Origin of the sequence: Acinetobacter silvestris, assembly GCF_002135235.1 — a bacterium.
GTDB lineage: Bacteria > Pseudomonadota > Gammaproteobacteria > Pseudomonadales > Moraxellaceae > Acinetobacter > Acinetobacter silvestris.
Genome location: NZ_NEGB01000001.1, coordinates 1 through 16,065, shown reverse-complemented (window position 1 = coordinate 16,065; position 16,065 = coordinate 1). Strand labels below are relative to the sequence as shown.

Genomic DNA, 16,065 nt, shown 5'->3' with positions numbered 1-16,065 from the left:
GAGCAGATTATGAGAGCTTATACTGTTGAACAAGGTATTGTTGCACCTTTAGACCGTGCCAATGTCGATACTGATTTAATTATTCCAAAACAGTTTTTAAAATCGATTAAACGCACGGGTTTTGGCGATAATTTATTTGATGAATTACGTTATTTAGATGAAGGTTATTTGGGTTTAGATAATTCAAAACGCCCTAAAAATAAAGATTTTGTGTTAAATCAACCTCGCTACCAAGCTGCATCGGTCTTGATTACGCGCCAAAACTTTGGTTGTGGTTCTAGTCGTGAACATGCACCATGGGCATTGAATGAATATGGTTTTCATACCGTGATTGCTCCTAGTTTTGCTGATATTTTCTTTAATAATTGTTTTAAGAATGGCATGTTGCCTGTGATTTTAGCAGAAGAAATTGTTGAGCAACTTTTTAAAGAGTGTGCTGCGAGCGAAGGCTATCAGTTAACAATTGACTTAAATGCTCAAGAAGTACGGACACCGAATGGTAAAGCCTTCAAATTTGAAGTGGATCCATTCCGTAAGCATTGTTTATTGAATGGTTTGGATGATATTGGTTTAACTTTACAAGCAGCGGATGATATCCATGCGTATGAAGAAAAAACCAAGCAATCTCGTCCTTGGGTATTTCAGGAAATTCGTGGTTAGTTGAGCCAGACGTATAACAAAGTAGTATCAAAGCTCAACTCTTGATAATATCGATGCAGAATAAAATTAGACATTTTGCTGGAATTGCTGAGGTTGGGCTCGAACTATGGTGAAAGTTTTTGGTCAGCTTGCTGTACTGGGCTTCGGTTTAGCATTTTTAAATGCATGCCAAAGTATTGATACAACACGCCTTAAAAATGTAGAAGAAACGACAGCAACAAAATCAAATGCCTTGGTTTATTGCATAGGGACAGAAAACTGTGAATTTGAGCGTTTAGATACTATTCAAATTGTGGATGCACAAAGCCATAAATTGAGTCGTAAAGCGATCAAACATGGTTTGGTTCGGTTACAAACGCAATCCTTACAGCAACCGAATGCGTTGTATTTGTCTGTTCCTGAAGGACAACATGAATTGGTGATTCGTTTTTATCCAATTTCAAGCAACCAAGCTGAAAGATTACATGTGATTCATCAGTTTAAGGTCAAGCAAAACTATAGCTTTAAGATGTACCGTGATCGTAGTAAACGTCAGGGAAGTCTATTGAATGTTTCGGCACCAGATCCATTATGTGTAGATTTACTTCAAGAAAAGAAAGTTATTCGCCGTTTTTGCCGTCCTTATGATGTGGTTACAGGTGTTAGCGAATTTATAGAGCAGAAAAATTAATTTCACACAGTAGTTGAGCTACTGTTTTTAAAAAATGGATAGGTAAATGTCTAAACAAATTTTGATTTTGGCTGGCGATGGAATTGGTCCAGAGATCGTTGCTGCAGCAGAAAAAGTATTAACATGTGTCAATGATAAATTTAATTTAGACCTCACGTGGGAACAAGGTTTATTGGGCGGTGCTGCGATTGATGCCTATGGTGAACCCTACCCAGCAGTTACTTCTGAACAAGCTAAACGAGCAGATGCTATTTTACTTGGTGCCGTTGGTGGTCCTAAGTGGGATACGATTGAACGTTCAATACGTCCTGAACGAGGCTTATTAAAAATTCGTAGCGAATTAAATTTATTTGCAAACTTACGTCCTGCGATTCTTTATCCACAATTGGCAGATGCTTCAAGTTTAAAACCAGAAATCGTCTCTGGTTTAGATATTCTGATTGTACGTGAATTGACGGGAGGGATTTACTTCGGTCAACCTCGCGGGATTCGTGAACTTGAAAATGGTGAAAAACAAGGGTTTAACACCGATGTTTATGCTGAATCGGAAATTAAACGTATTGCCAAAGTCGCGTTTGAAATGGCGAGTCTTCGTGGTGGTAAAGTTTGTTCAGTCGATAAAGCCAACGTACTTGAAGTTACGGAGCTATGGAAGCAAACGGTCACAGCCTTAAAAGAAGAGCAATATCCAAATATTAATTTATCACATATGTATGTTGACAATGCTGCAATGCAATTGGTTCGTGCACCGAAACAGTTTGATGTGATTGTTACGGGTAACTTATTTGGTGATATTTTATCAGATGAGGCGGCTATGTTGACTGGTTCAATTGGTATGTTGCCATCTGCATCTTTGGATGAAAAAGGCAAAGGCATGTATGAGCCTTGTCATGGTTCAGCTCCTGATATAGCAGGGCAAAATATTGCCAATCCACTCGCAACAATTTTGTCCGTGGCGATGATGCTTCGTTATACCTTCCGTGAAGAAGCTGCTGCACAGGCCATTGAGAATGCTGTTGGTCAGGTTTTAGATCAAGGTCTACGCACTGGAGATATTATGTCTACTGGTATGCAACACATCGGGACAGCTGAAATGGGCGATGCTGTAGTTGCTGCCTTGGCTTAATTAGATCAATAAAAAATGCGGCTTCAGCTGCATTTTTTTGGTTTCCAGTATCATTTAACAAGCCTTACCTTGATAGTCTATCGACTCTGCAACACCATTTTTAAGATTAAAGACCACTTTACAGTTAAAGTTCACATCGTAATGTTCTGCTGCAGTCGTATCATATCTGATCATGGGGCCACCCATGGCATTGTTACCAATAGTGGCATTGCTCCCTGCAACTGGAATCGTGATCGGTCTTAAAATGGTATAAATGAGTTGATTATCTGTTGTTATTACTTGGTTGGTCGTTTGATAGCCCATGGCTTTTAAGTTGAGCTGTTGCTGAATTTTCTGGCTGGATTGCCCAATAAAAGTGTGGAGATAGCGATCAAGATCTTGTTCGCGAGATTGAGTGGTTTGACATCCGATCAAGATTAAAACTTGAGTAAAAGTCATCAGATAAACCAGTTTTTTGAAATTATGAGTCATTGCTTCACTTCCTAGAATATTTATTCTTTGTGATAACAACTAATATTCTAGCCAATTTATGATATTTAGAATGTTTTTAAATGCTAAATCGGATTACTGGTAATGCTTACTAAGCATAACCATACTGAAATGAAGAACAAAGTTGAAGCAATAATACTGCTTTGAGTAGTCGTCGAATTTTTTAGTGCTAGATTTTCTAGCAATTTTGATAATCTTGGTATTTTGTGCACGACAATTATTGAGAGTGAACAGGGTCGTACTGAAGATTTTTTATCATTTAAAGTAAAAAATATTTGAGTAAAGTGTTTCGATTGAAATGTGTTCGTGAGATTATGTCTATCTAGGCTTATCAACTTTAGTGAGATGTTGATTCTTATTGGGTGTAAAGCGCAGGACTATGAAAATACTGTGCAAATTTATAAATTAAGTCATTAAAAATATAGAGATAAAAAAAGCCACTAAAAAAGTGGCTTTTTGCTTACACTAAAACTTAGCGTGCACGGTATGTAATACGACCCTTGGTTAAATCGTAAGGAGTCATTTCTACCTTAACACTGTCCCCAGTTAAAATACGAATATAATGTTTACGCATTTTACCAGAGATGTGGGCAATCACTTCGTGACCGTTTTCTAAACGTACACGGAACATAGTATTAGGAAGCGTCTCGGTGACAACGCCTTCGAACTCGATAAGTTCCTCTTTATTGGCCATAGCCTACCTAGTGATAAAATTGGGAAGGGGCAAATTATAGGCAATTTTTTTGAAAAAAACAAGATGGTAACGCATTTGTAGGTGCTAGATGCGTCCTAATTAAGCGAACAAATCGTTAAACAATTTCTACAAAAAAATGTGGATAGTTGTTGTCAGTTTGGTCAATCGACTGTAATCTAAAAAATATGTTTTTAAGTATAAATGAATAACATACAAGGAAGGGCACTACGTGAGTCAGCTAACTGATGCTTCAGTTGTTTTACGATTAGGCTATCAAGCGATTCGTCGTGCGGGATTGCCGACAGAAGAAATATTAACAAAAGCAGGTGTGGCCCTAAATCAGGTCGACCAAAATGCGCGTACACCACTGAATGCACAGTATGCATTTTGGATGGCTGCAGAAGCAGTAAGTAAGGATCCTGATATTGGTTTACATCTAGGTGAACACTTACCTTTATACCGGGGCCAAGTAATTGAACACTTGTTTATTTCTAGTGAAAATTTTGGTGAAGGGCTAAAGCGTGCTTTAGCGTATCAGCGCTTGATTAGTGATGCTTTTCACGCGAAATTGATTGTCGAGGAAGATGGGCGATGTTATTTGACCAATGGTGAACAACCTTGGGCTGATAATATTGTGAAACGGCATTTTTCAGAGTGTGCACTTTCAGGGATTTTAAGATTTTTTAAATTTATTACTGAAGGGCGCTTTGAGCCGATCTACATCGATTTTAACTTCAATGAAGGTGCTGCGGATGATGAATATGTTCGTGTTTATGAATGTCCTGTGAGTTTAGGGCAAAAAGAAACCCGGTTATATTTTGATGCAACTATTCTCGATTATCCATTGTGGCAAGCTGAACCTGAGCTATTACAACTACATGAACAACTAGCGATTGAAAAGCTTCAAGAACTGGCGCGTTATGATCTGGTAGGTGAAGTGCGCCGTGCGATTGGTTCAACATTAGAGAGTGGTGAAACAACGTTAGAAACGGTAGCGGCACAATTGAATATCACACCGCGTCGTTTAAGAACCCAGTTGAGTGAGGCCAATACTAGTTTTCAGCAAATTCTTTCAGACTATCGTTGTCGTTTAGCCAAAAAACTCTTGGCCAATACCAGTGAAAGTGTTGAGCGAATTGTATATTTAACGGGGTTTTCTGAACCGAGTACGTTCTATCGTGCATTTAAGCGTTGGACCAATGAAACGCCTGTAGAATATAGAAAGCGTAAGCAGCGTTAATTATATTAGAAATTAAAAAATGCCAGTAAAACTGGCATTTTTATAATCGATAATGATGGATTTACATCTAGAGTTGCTTTTATTCAGGCATATTGAGCCAATGTGGACCTAACGGTGCTTTAGGTAAATCAAATTGTTCAGGATAATGTGCCTGAATAAAATATAAACCATCGGGTGGTGCGGTAATTCCAGCTGCTTTACGGTCTTGTGCGGCAAAAATTTCATCAATATGCTCAATCTCATACAAACCTTGCCCAATTTCTAATAAACAACCCATGATATTGCGCACCATGTGATGTAAGAAGCCATCCGCTTGTATATCTAAGACCAAATAACAACCATGATGAATTAAACGACAATGGCTGACATGACGGACCGGTTGATTAGACTGACACGCAGCCGCACGGAAACTTTCAAAATTATGCGTGCCTTCAAATTTTTTTGCAGCCTCAATCATCTTATCTGCATCTAAATCATAATAAGCATGCGTGACTTGTTTATGTAGTAAGGCAGGGCGATTTGGAGAGTTATAGACCACATAACGATAACGACGAGATTGAGCCTTAAAGCGAGCATGAAAGTCGTTATCGATGGGTTTAATCCATTGGATTGCAATATCTTTCGGAAGTTGACTATTTGCACCCATCAACCAACCTTTGATTGGACGAATCGCATTGGTATCAAAATGTGCCACCATATTGGTTGCATGTACACCAGCATCGGTACGACCCGCACCATGTAAAATAATTGGTTCATCGGCAATTTTACTGAGCACATTTTCCATGGTTTCTTGGATAGTACGCACGCCAGCTTGTTGAGTTTGCCAACCTTTATAACGAATGCCACAAAACTCAATACCAATTGCAAAACGTTGCATAAAAACCTCTATTCGGATTGCGCATACCAATGGTCGTACCATTGTTCAGAAGAGGGGTATTGTAAATAAATTTTCAGTATTTTGGCATAAAGATCTGCTTGACTGAGTGCATCACTGACTAATATTTGAGATTCTTGAATCCAATGGCTGACCGCATAGCGTTGATCCATCTCACCAAAAGGGACTTGTGACGAGAGAATGACGATACAGCCAAGCTGTTTTAGCTTTTGCAAGAGCGCAATAATTTCATCATTCACAGCTAAATTACCGACCCCATAGGCCTGTAAAACTAAAAAGTGGGGCGGTGATGCGGAAAAATTCTGCAAATTTTGGCTAAACTGCTGTTGCTCAATAGGGAGTATCATCATATTAATAATATTTAAATTTTGAGCTTTTTGTAGATGTGATAATTGAATAGGTATTGCAGTATATTCATGCATTGGTAGCTGATGATCGAATGCTAAGCCACGGAAAGCATCTAATGCTGTGCTATGGACTTTGATTGCTGTACGTGCATGAAAGACTTGATGGTAAAAGGATAGATAAACGCCAACAGGCACTTTGAGGACCTGATCCAATGCGGTATTTAAATTATCAATGGCATCGGTAAATTCCCGAGTATTATCGCCATGAACATTGAGTAACGGATATTGACTGCCTGTTAGGATGACAGAACAGGATTGTTGTAAAAATTGTGCAAGCACTGCTGCAGCATAACTTAAAGTATCCGTACCATGGATCACCACAAAATGTTGATAGTCTTGTTGTTGTAAGCGTTGAATGTATTGTACTAAGTTCAACCAATCTACAGCCGTACAAGCGCTACTGTCTTTAACACTGGGTGCTTTGAAACAGTCTATTTTCTGATTTAGAGGGAGAATACGTTGTAGTTGCGGTAAAAACTGTTCTTCAGGCATCGGAGCTAATGGTTCACCGAAACAACCAAAAGTTCCACCCATATAGATTAAAGCAATTTTTTTCATAATCGTAAAAAAGCAGCCAAGAATGACTGCTTTATCTTAGAGCGAATAATTTTAAGATGCTATGCGATTGAGTAAATTTTGTGAGTGGCTGAGTTGTTCAGCTGAATATTGATGTGCATCTTGATTCAGTAACTGTTGAGCAGACTCGTAAGCACCCAATTCAATATATTGTTCTGCTAACTCTAAATTTAATTGCATTTCATTAACTTGAATTAACTCAGGGAAAGACTGAGCCAAGGGATCATGACTTTCAGTGATCGACTCGACCACATGAGATTTTTCAAAGTGTAATGGCTCTACAAGTACTGGAGTTTCTGTAGCGAGTGAAGGGGGATCGAGCTCTAAAGTTGAATGAGTTGGTGCTTCTACTTCAGGTATTTCAAACTTGAATTCAAAATCAGCAATGGCTGGAGTCGTTGCTTCTACGGTCTGTTCGACAATTGGAGCAATAGGTTCAGCAAAATCAAGTTTGAAGTCATTTGCAATTTCGATATTTTCAGGGATTACCGACTCGAGTGGAGTATGTTGCGGTGCTTCCGTTTTTGGGCTGAGATCGAAACTAAAATCTAAAGGTTGAATATCTGTTTTTTGAACTGGCTCGGCGACGTTGGGAGTCGCAGGTACTTCAACTTCAGCGGTGGCTGGTGTGGTAAAGGTAAATTCTAATGGTTTGATTTCAACAGTAGGTTCAGGTGTTTTCTGCGGTTCTTCTACAATTGTTGGTACAGATTCATTTACAAATGAAAATTCTAAGGGTGCAGGCTCAACAATTGCTTGCGGAGTATTTGACGTATCCTGTACTTGTTCCACATTGGATTGTGCTGAACTACTATCAACCAATGCATCAAAAGCAGCATGGTTTTTAATCGTTTGGGCTTCAGGGTTGGTTTTTGCGCTGGGTTGGATAAATTCAATGGTATCTTGAGCTTTATTTTCTTCAGCATAGACTTTTTGTTTGGCTTCTGCTTGCTGAGCAATATCCTCTAAACCCAAAGAGCGTACATGATTCACTAATTGATCAATTGCAAATTCATCTTTATGCGCTAAATGCACATCTAAAAGATAAAGATAAAGATCATGTTGTGAATTATCTTGATTGAGTGCTTGGTTGATTTTTGCTTCTGCAGAAAAGAAATTCTTTTCACGAATCAACTGTTCAATACTTTGCTTTAACTCAGCGCTTAAAGGCGTTGCTTGTTTCTGAACAATCACTTCATCTTGAACAACTTGTGTATTCGATGCTTGTCTCTGTGATGATCGAGCAGTTCTCGCTGCATTTTTTTTAGTTGTCTTTCGAGCAGTTTCCTTACCTTTTTCGTTATTTGTACTTTCTCGTTTTTTTAGAACGACCAAAATGACCAATAACAATACAAAAGGAATCACGTACAACATATTTTAACCCCTTCATTGAGACCAATGAACTTTATTTATTCAAAATTTTACAGATCAGTGTGTTGGCTTTTTTGCAAGGTTTTGCTGTTGCAATTGTTGTTGCAATTGCGCAAGTCGTGCATTTAATAGTTGAATTCGCTGATCTTTTTTCTGCAAAGCCAACGTGAGTTGAGATACATTCTTCTGTAATTTAACTGTTTTTTCACGAGCTGTCATAACTTTTAATGACAATTCTGATGATGTTGGGTTAAGTTGGGTTTCTTTTTGAGCACTACCATGAGCAGAATCCTGCTCATTCCCAGCAACTATGCTCATTTCTGCTTGGTTCAGTTTATATTTTTCTTTGCCTGATTGTCGTTGTGCTGTAGGTGGAGTAGCCGATGTTTCTTTTTTCGTTGCTTGCATGTTCTTGTTGCTTGCAGCTAAGTTTAATGCCACACCTTGACGCATACGGTTGATATCACCCTGAATAAAAGCATGGGTATTATTGGCTTTAATTTGCTGCATGACTTGAGGAATGCTTTGATTGGTTTGTGCTGCAATACGAGCTGCAATTTTCCATAAGGATTCATTGGCTTGGACAATATGCTTATTGGGCACAGGATCTTTTTGATCCGTCATTTTTTTAGGGCTTTGTTTAGCTTTAACTTCATCTAACTTATTATTTTTTGTTGCTGCAGCATCTGTTTTGTTATCTAGTTGTTTAACTTTTTTAGGTATGCTTTGATCTGATGGCATACTTTCTTGTTTAGTTTCGATGGGGGTTGCAGTCTGAGTCTGTTCAGGAGAAGTAGATGCTGTTTTATTTATTGCCAGCATTGGTGGAGTAACAATACTCACAGCCAAAGGAACCTGTGTATTGGTTAATATCGAAGATACTGAATTAGGATTTGTATTTTTTAGCTCTGGCTGAGTATGGTATTGCATGCTGGTGGGTAAATTGAGTGCAATATCTTTTTCACTGACAATGATTTGAGGTGTGAGTGTTTTTTCATTACTAGATGCAGTAACTTGATTAACGGCTGTTTTTGTTCGAACGAAAGGTGTTTTGATTTGCTGAATCCGCGTTGCATTACCTTCTTTAATTTTTAATAAAATGTTGAGTTCTGACTCAATCACAGGGCGTGAAGAGGTAATGACGATGACGCCAGAGCCATCTGAAGAACGACGGGTAAAAAAATTTAAATGCCCTGGTGGTTGATGAATAATGCCCATTGTCATCAAATCTTCAGGATCAGCAAGACTGACATCAATTCTAGCATTGGGGTCAGCGTGACTAAATTTCATTTCGGCATAGAGTAACTCGCCAGTGCCTGATTGGATCTGAACAGGATCAAGTGTGATTGCATACAAAGATTGTGTAGAAATAATCGTTAAAATGGCAATTTTTAATTTGTTATATACAGTCATCTCTATCCATAGCTCAGATGAAGTTCAGGTCGGTAAAAGTATACAATACCTAGCTGTTATACAAATGTAAATTTTTAACGAAACAGTTACAAAAAAAAGCCGATCTTATGTGATCGGCTTTTCATTTTTATGCGGGTATTGTTTAAATATTTTTATATTCAATCAAAATACGTAACATACGACGTAATGGTTCAGCAGCGCCCCAAAGCAATTGGTCACCGACGGTGAAAGCACCAAGGTACTCTTTACCCATATTGAGTTTGCGTAAACGACCAACTGGAACAGTTAAAGTTCCTGTTACCGCAACTGGGGTAAGATCGGTCATTGATGCTTCACGGGTATTGGGAATGACTTTTGCCCATGGATTGGATTGACGAATCATATCTTCGATTTCATCTAGCGGCACATCTTTCTTCAGCTTCAATGTTAAAGCTTGAGAATGACAACGCATTGCACCAATCCGGACACAGTGACCATCAATTGGCACGATTTGCTGGTTGCCTAAAATTTTGTTGGTTTCAACTTGTGCTTTCCATTCTTCTTTCGACTGGCCGTTATCTAACTGTTTGTCGATATAAGGAATGAGAGAACCCGCTAAAGGCACACCAAAGTTTGCCGAAGGGAAGCCTTCGCCACGTTGTAAGTCTGCAATTCTAGAATCGATATCTAAGATTGGTGAACGCGGGTCATCTAACAAATCTTTAGTATTGTTATATAAATAACCCATGCCAGAAATTAATTCACGCATGTTTTGTGCGCCAGCACCCGATGCTGCTTGATAGGTCATCGCTGTCATCCACTCAACCAAGTTATTTTGGAAAAGCGAACCCATGCCCATCAACATCAATGAAACTGTACAATTACCGCCTACAAATGTTTTAGTACCATTGACTAAACCATCTTTAATGACATTCATATTCACTGGATCAAGAATAATGATGGCATCATCATCCATACGCAGGGTAGATGCCGCATCAATCCAGTAACCATTCCAGTTTTCCGCTTTTAATTTAGGGAAAACTTCAGAGGTATAATCACCACCTTGGCAGGTAATAATGACATCCATTTGCTTCAGACTGTTAATGTCTGTTGCATCTATAAGTGCTGGGGCAGTCTTACCACCAAAAGCAGGGGCTTCGCCACCTGCATTACTGGTAGAAAAATAGAATGGCTCAAAATGAGCAAAATCATTCTCTTCAACCATACGTTGCATCAGGACAGAACCAACCATCCCGCGCCAACCGACCAGACCTACTTTCATGTCATTTTGCCTCGGTGCGTTAAAAACTAATAGGAGTTTGAGTGTATCAAAAGAGCGCACAACTGCAAGCGCTACAGAATCGAAACAGCAATTATATTGTGCAATATATCTTGTTTATGTTACATGCAAAATTGATATAAATTTATGAATCAATCAAAAAAAAAGAATATAAGCGAGCTTGAAAGCAGTGCAGAAGGAAAAATCTATTTTATATTACGATGTATTGATTCTTTGTGAATTGCTTGCACAAGCAAGAGTATGGCTGTGATGTGTATTGCTATTTTTATCTGTGTATTTTTAATTTTATATCATTGTTAATTATTTGGTTTTAAAAATATGGGCTTGTTCTTGGATCGGTTTTTGAGTGATTAACTCAAGGTTAAGGGGGCTAAAAAACCACTGTTTAATTATGCTAATAGAGAGATGACGAGTTTGCATTTTAACTAGAATGTACGTATATGCTTACACAAATTTAGTCTCATGGCGAATAGTACAGCGAGATAAATCTACGTATTCTTTATGCACCAGCACAGGGAGTCGGGAAAGGAAAATCCCATTAAGGAAGACGACGCTGATGGACTAAACATCATGGACATGATGGTGGAATGGACAATCCAGATAATAAAAACAGATTTGAAAGCACAACCTCATGAACCCGAGTTTTGCAGGATGCAGAACTCGGGTTCTACTTATCTAAAACAGTTCCAATGAGACAGCGAAAACGATAAATTGGTTGCTGTGTTTTGGAAGTTCAAACTTAATATCGTCAATTTTAACAATTTCAAATGATTTGAATTAATGCAATTTGCATTGTATTAATGCTGAAAACCAAGTTTCTTTATGCAAAGCATCAAAAGCAGAATGTTGCTGTAAAAGCTCAAGATCAAATTCAGTGGTATTGATGTATTTTTTCAACCAATGACGGGTTAAAGCATATTCTTGTTTGACCACAGCAGCATAGGCAAGGAAAAAATAAATATCGCCATTTTCGTTTACGGTTAAAGGTTTTAAAATTTGCTGAGTAATTAATGCAAAACGATGTTCTTTGGTAATTTCAAAATAGACCATGTAAGCTTTTGCCAAGTGCAGAGATAAACTCACATACAAATGCATCGGCATTTCTTCATATTCATAACGTGCTTGTTCTAAAAGGACGATGGCTTCTTGAAGGAAATGGACTTGTTCTTGACGCAAATGGCTGAAGGTCGTCAGTTGTAAGCGTAAATCAGCACGTTCTAAGGCAAGTTCAGGCGTATTATTTGTTAAATACAATTGATCTGTTTCACCAATACGCGCAATAACTTGTTGTGTATTTTCAAACATTAGCCTGTACCTCATTGATGAATGAACAGTATATGCGGTTGAAGATGCAAATTTAAAGGGGAATACTGCATCCTATTTTTAGAACGGCTATTCAGCTTGCCATGGAACATTCATAGTTAAAAGATATTTTGACCGCTTCTTAACCATGCAGTAATAGATAAGCGTTGCTGTTTGGCTTGAATCACTTCATGTAATAAATCACTTTGAAATAGCGCAATTCGGTTGGGTTTAGGTTGGATGGTATGCCATTGCTCATTTTTATCTTGTAGACGTAATTCGCCGCCCCAGTCTGCTTGCCAATCTTCATGTAGATAATAAACTGTGGAAATGACCCGATCATTTTTCTGTTGCGGATTGTCGCGATGTAATGCATAAAATTCACCAGCGTTATAGCAGGCAAAATGTGCTTCAACTTCTTTAATCCCCAGATAAAAATGTCGATTAAGTTGTTGAGAAAGTAGTTTTAATGTATCGATATGTTGTTGGGCATGTTCTAGATCTTCATTAATCCATAAAATATGATCATTTCTAATTTTAGTCATAACGCCACTTTGAATCGCGGCATCTCTAAAATGATTTAAATTAGCAGTGCATTCTGCAACCAATGCTTGTATGTAGTTATGAGGATAAGCATCATCAATAAGAGTAAAACCATGTTGATCTAAATCTTCAAGAATTTGATCAACATTCCACGACTTTGGGAGAAATATCGCTTCCATAAAACCTCATAACGGCAACAAAATAAAAAACAGTCTTATCTTAGAACAATCGATGGGCAGTGAAGAATATTTTTTTCGTGCTAAAATGTCAGTTGAACTCAGGAATTAATCGAAACATGAATTACCGTCACCATTTCCATGCAGGCAACTTTGCTGATGTCATGAAACATGTGTTATTGCTCCAGCTTTTGACACGACTTAATGCCAAAGATAAACCGTATCGCTATATCGATACACATGGTGGTGCGGGTAAATACGATTTATCGACTGCTGCTGCTCAAAAGTCTGGCGAGTTTTTAAATGGTATTCATCGTTTAGTAAAATTAGATGATTCCATTACGCGTCAGGCACCAGAAGGCGTAAAACAATATCTCAAAATTGTTGAAGACATGCGTGCTGGTTCAGGCAAAGGTGCTTATCCAGGTTCACCATGGTTTGCACTTGAAGGTATGCGTGATATTGACCAAGCCACTATTTTTGAAATGCAAAAAGAAGTGTTTCAAGAGCTCTATTTTAATATTCGTGATCGCCGTGCGGGCTTGCATGAGCGTGACGCATATGAAGGCTTGTTTGGTGTTATTCCACCAAAAGAAAAACGTGGTTTGGTGATGATTGATCCACCTTACGAATTAGAGCGTAAGGACTTCCCACAATTGGTTGAATTGATTTCAATTGCGCATAAAAAATGGCCGACAGGTGTTTTTGCAATTTGGTACCCAATCAAAGATCGCGCCATGATTGAACGTTTTGAGAAAAAAATGATCAAAACTGGGATTCGCCGTCAATTGGTATGTGAAATCTGTGTATGGCCAGATGATACGCCAGTCGGTCTAAATGGCTGTGGTTTGTTGGTCATCAATCCACCATGGAAATTCTCTGAAGATGCAGATGAAGCATTACAGTGGTTATTCCCACATTTACGCATGACTGAGAATGGTGGGCATGCAGCAGTTCGTTGGTTAGTGGGCGAATAAATTCTTCTTTGATGAAGTGTGAGAAATATGGCTACAGTTAGGATCTAAAAATGACAAATATAAATAAACCTGAAAGTGAATCTTCTGTACGTGATGAGCATGGCTTTGATGGCATCACATTTGAAGTAGAGGAAGAGGAGCATACCCATGAAGGGAAAAAGGTGAAACGTCGAGGAATCTATCTGTGGCCAAATTTAATCACGACAGCCGCATTGCTGTCGGGGTTTTATTCAATCATTGCCAGTATGAATGGCGATTTTAATCAAGCCATTTATGCCATTTTTCTGGCTGCTTTATTAGATGGTTTGGATGGACGTGTGGCCCGGGCTATTGGCGCACAGAGTGCTTTTGGTGAGCAATATGATTCGTTATCTGACTTGTTGGCTTTTGGCGTTGCCCCAGCCATTTTAATGTATAGCTGGAGTCTGCATGATCTTGGGCGTATCGGTTTGGCCGCATGTTTTGTGTATACCGCATGTGCTGCATTTCGTTTAGCGCGCTTTAATGTGCAAATTGCTGTGGTCGATAAACGTTATTTTATTGGTGTAGCAAGTCCTTTAGCTGCAATCATGGTTATTTCATTGGTTTGGGTTGGACGAGATTTCCCGTATATTTTTGATCTGAGTGATATTGCGATTCAAGTCATTAATGCCGTGATTATTATTGCTGTTGGCTTGTTGATGATCTCCAATATTAAGTATTATTCATTTAAGCAAGTTGATCGTAAACGGGTACCTTTTGCCGTATTGCCGATTGCCGTATTTATTTTCGCAGCTATCACTTATAACATTCCAGTTGGAATTTTAATGATCTCGATTATTTATGCATTATCAGGCTTTGTGACGACATTCCTTGCTCGAAATAAAATAGCATAAGAAATAGAGACTATATTTATAGAATAAAAAAGGAGCTTGATATGCAATTGTTAATGAATTTAGTCGATGAATCTAGACAATTAAATCAAGCTCAATTCCCTTTAAAGCTGAGCTATCATGGCCCGAAAGGGCGTTTTAAAATTATTCATCAAGGATTGATGATCCCTAATCTCCCTGCACCTTTATATTATTTAAATTTTTTAACGATTATAGGGCAGCCCAACATTCCAATGATTCGTAATCCATATGCGATACGGACCACGGCTTTAGATACTGTCACTGTAATGAGTAGTAGTAGTCCACATATGCTGGGGCATTTTAAACACTATTCAATACAGCAAGATTGTCAGTTCTCGCAAGGGGATTATCACTTCGGTGGAAAAGAACGCTTACGAGGTTCATTTCCACATTTTCGTTTAACTCGAGAAGATGATGAACTTGCAATTGATCTGAGTATATATATTAAGCCGATTATTTCACATTTTACTAAACTGAGATTGGGACTATTTGATCACTGGTCGTTACTGTGTCAGTGCAAAGGTCAAGTTAAATATAAAGGTCAAGTTTATACAATAGATCAAATGGGGTCGTTCGAATATGCTCGAGCCATGAATATCCCATATTTACCACTCTGTTTTTTTACTTATCAGATTATTAATTTACAAGACAAGCGCCAATTACTCTTGGCTCAGATTAGGAATAACTTTAATCAAATTGTGCAATCTCGTATTTATCTTCGAGATGACAGTGCCTGTACAGCCGTTATGTTTGATGAAGCGGTTTATTTTAAAGTACATCGTGTTTACCCTAAAGTGACAACGCCTAACCAGCAAGATATGTATTTACCACGAGAATTTGAATGGTGTTTTCGTAATGCGGACACAACTATTCAAATTCATGCACAAAGCCGCGGTGATTTTAAATTTGGTTTGGCTGCTGGATATGTAGGAAGTTTTACCTATCAATTACGGATTAATGATTATTGTGAAGAGGGCAGTGCTGGTTATTGTGAATATATCGATTGTCGACCTTTAAGATGGCAAGAGAAAAAAAATGAAGATAAAAAAGCAAAAAAAATGGCAGGATTTGCCCCGATTACGTTAAAAAATAAACAAAAACACTGATTTTGACTAATAAACACCCATCTAAATAAATTAATTAAGAAAGGGGGTTGTGTTGGTTCTGAAATGCTGTAGAATGCACATCCATCGGCGGTGATGTTAAACAAAACCTCTGATAAATCAATAAGTTGATTGAGTTATTAAGATTTTCGAAAGAGATTTTAGGGTTTGATTAAAAAATGATTTATTAGAAAATAAGTTAAGCAAAACCAGTTGACTTTCTCTCGAAAGAGGGTAGTATAGCCGACCTA

General features: G+C 38.2%; 16 protein-coding genes. 7 read left to right on the top strand and 9 right to left on the bottom strand.

Annotation, left to right across the window (positions count from 1 at the left end; genetic code table 11):
- The first annotated feature begins 9 nt into the window (after positions 1 to 9).
- The 3 genes from leuD (at position 10) to leuB (ending at position 2,456) form a co-directional block, all read left to right on the top strand.
- Positions 10 to 660, top strand: a complete 651-nt coding sequence (gene leuD, locus B9T28_RS00085) for a 3-isopropylmalate dehydratase small subunit (RefSeq protein WP_086201951.1) — start codon at positions 10 to 12, stop codon at positions 658 to 660.
- A 106-nt stretch (positions 661 to 766) separates the two neighbouring features.
- The gene (locus tag B9T28_RS00080) at positions 767 to 1,330 is read left to right on the top strand and encodes a hypothetical protein (protein ID WP_086201950.1); all 564 of its coding nucleotides are present in this window, start codon (positions 767 to 769) and stop codon (positions 1,328 to 1,330) included.
- 46 nt (positions 1,331 to 1,376) lie between these two features.
- Positions 1,377 to 2,456, top strand: a complete 1,080-nt coding sequence (gene leuB, locus B9T28_RS00075) for a 3-isopropylmalate dehydrogenase (RefSeq protein ID WP_086201949.1) — start codon at positions 1,377 to 1,379, stop codon at positions 2,454 to 2,456.
- A gap of 54 nt (positions 2,457 to 2,510) precedes the next feature.
- Here the strand turns inward: leuB and B9T28_RS00070 are convergent, their stop codons facing one another.
- Positions 2,511 to 2,927: a hypothetical protein gene (locus B9T28_RS00070; protein WP_252053391.1), complete on the bottom strand. Its 417-nt coding sequence runs from the start codon at positions 2,925 to 2,927 to the stop codon at positions 2,511 to 2,513.
- A gap of 490 nt (positions 2,928 to 3,417) precedes the next feature.
- Complete coding sequence (gene infA, locus B9T28_RS00065; RefSeq protein ID WP_001284370.1) at positions 3,418 to 3,639, bottom strand: translation initiation factor IF-1; 222 nt, start codon at positions 3,637 to 3,639, stop codon at positions 3,418 to 3,420.
- A gap of 229 nt (positions 3,640 to 3,868) precedes the next feature.
- Between infA and B9T28_RS00060 the strand changes: the two genes are divergently transcribed.
- Positions 3,869 to 4,879 carry an AraC family transcriptional regulator gene (locus B9T28_RS00060; RefSeq protein WP_086201948.1) on the top strand — a complete coding sequence of 337 codons (1,011 nt, stop codon included), beginning with the start codon at positions 3,869 to 3,871 and terminating at the stop codon, positions 4,877 to 4,879.
- Positions 4,880 to 4,958: 79 nt separating this feature from the next.
- On the opposite strand, the gene truA is transcribed toward B9T28_RS00060, so the two are convergent.
- The 7 genes from truA to B9T28_RS00020 form a co-directional block, all read right to left on the bottom strand.
- On the bottom strand, positions 4,959 to 5,756 hold the full coding sequence (truA, locus tag B9T28_RS00055; protein WP_086201947.1) for a tRNA pseudouridine(38-40) synthase TruA: 798 nt from the start codon (positions 5,754 to 5,756) through the stop codon (positions 4,959 to 4,961).
- Positions 5,757 to 5,764: 8 nt separating this feature from the next.
- Positions 5,765 to 6,739 (bottom strand): asparaginase, encoded by a 975-nt coding sequence (locus B9T28_RS00050; RefSeq protein WP_171263419.1) that lies wholly within the window; start codon positions 6,737 to 6,739, stop codon positions 5,765 to 5,767.
- A 51-nt stretch (positions 6,740 to 6,790) separates the two neighbouring features.
- Complete coding sequence (gene fimV, locus B9T28_RS00045) at positions 6,791 to 8,131, bottom strand: T4P machinery localization factor FimV (RefSeq protein ID WP_086201945.1); 1,341 nt, start codon at positions 8,129 to 8,131, stop codon at positions 6,791 to 6,793.
- A gap of 54 nt (positions 8,132 to 8,185) precedes the next feature.
- Positions 8,186 to 9,541 carry a FimV/HubP family polar landmark protein gene (locus B9T28_RS00040; RefSeq protein WP_086201944.1) on the bottom strand — a complete coding sequence of 452 codons (1,356 nt, stop codon included), beginning with the start codon at positions 9,539 to 9,541 and terminating at the stop codon, positions 8,186 to 8,188.
- A gap of 142 nt (positions 9,542 to 9,683) precedes the next feature.
- Entirely contained in the window at positions 9,684 to 10,802 is a 1,119-nt protein-coding gene (gene asd / locus B9T28_RS00035) for an aspartate-semialdehyde dehydrogenase (RefSeq protein WP_086201943.1), read from the bottom strand.
- 795 nt (positions 10,803 to 11,597) lie between these two features.
- Positions 11,598 to 12,125, bottom strand: a complete 528-nt coding sequence (locus tag B9T28_RS00025; RefSeq protein WP_086201941.1) for a hypothetical protein — start codon at positions 12,123 to 12,125, stop codon at positions 11,598 to 11,600.
- 116 nt (positions 12,126 to 12,241) lie between these two features.
- Positions 12,242 to 12,844, bottom strand: a complete 603-nt coding sequence (locus B9T28_RS00020; RefSeq protein ID WP_086201940.1) for a 2OG-Fe(II) oxygenase — start codon at positions 12,842 to 12,844, stop codon at positions 12,242 to 12,244.
- Positions 12,845 to 12,960: 116 nt separating this feature from the next.
- Here B9T28_RS00020 and B9T28_RS00015 point away from each other — a divergent pair, with 116 nt between their 5' ends.
- The 3 genes from B9T28_RS00015 to B9T28_RS00005 are packed head-to-tail and all read left to right on the top strand — an operon-like array spanning position 12,961 to position 15,817.
- Entirely contained in the window at positions 12,961 to 13,818 is an 858-nt protein-coding gene (locus B9T28_RS00015) for a 23S rRNA (adenine(2030)-N(6))-methyltransferase RlmJ (RefSeq protein WP_086201939.1), read from the top strand.
- A gap of 50 nt (positions 13,819 to 13,868) precedes the next feature.
- On the top strand, positions 13,869 to 14,693 hold the full coding sequence (pssA, locus tag B9T28_RS00010) for a CDP-diacylglycerol--serine O-phosphatidyltransferase (protein ID WP_086201938.1): 825 nt from the start codon (positions 13,869 to 13,871) through the stop codon (positions 14,691 to 14,693).
- 41 nt (positions 14,694 to 14,734) lie between these two features.
- The gene (locus tag B9T28_RS00005) at positions 14,735 to 15,817 is read left to right on the top strand and encodes a DUF6670 family protein (RefSeq protein ID WP_086201937.1); all 1,083 of its coding nucleotides are present in this window, start codon (positions 14,735 to 14,737) and stop codon (positions 15,815 to 15,817) included.
- The last annotated feature ends 248 nt before the right edge of the window (positions 15,818 to 16,065 follow it).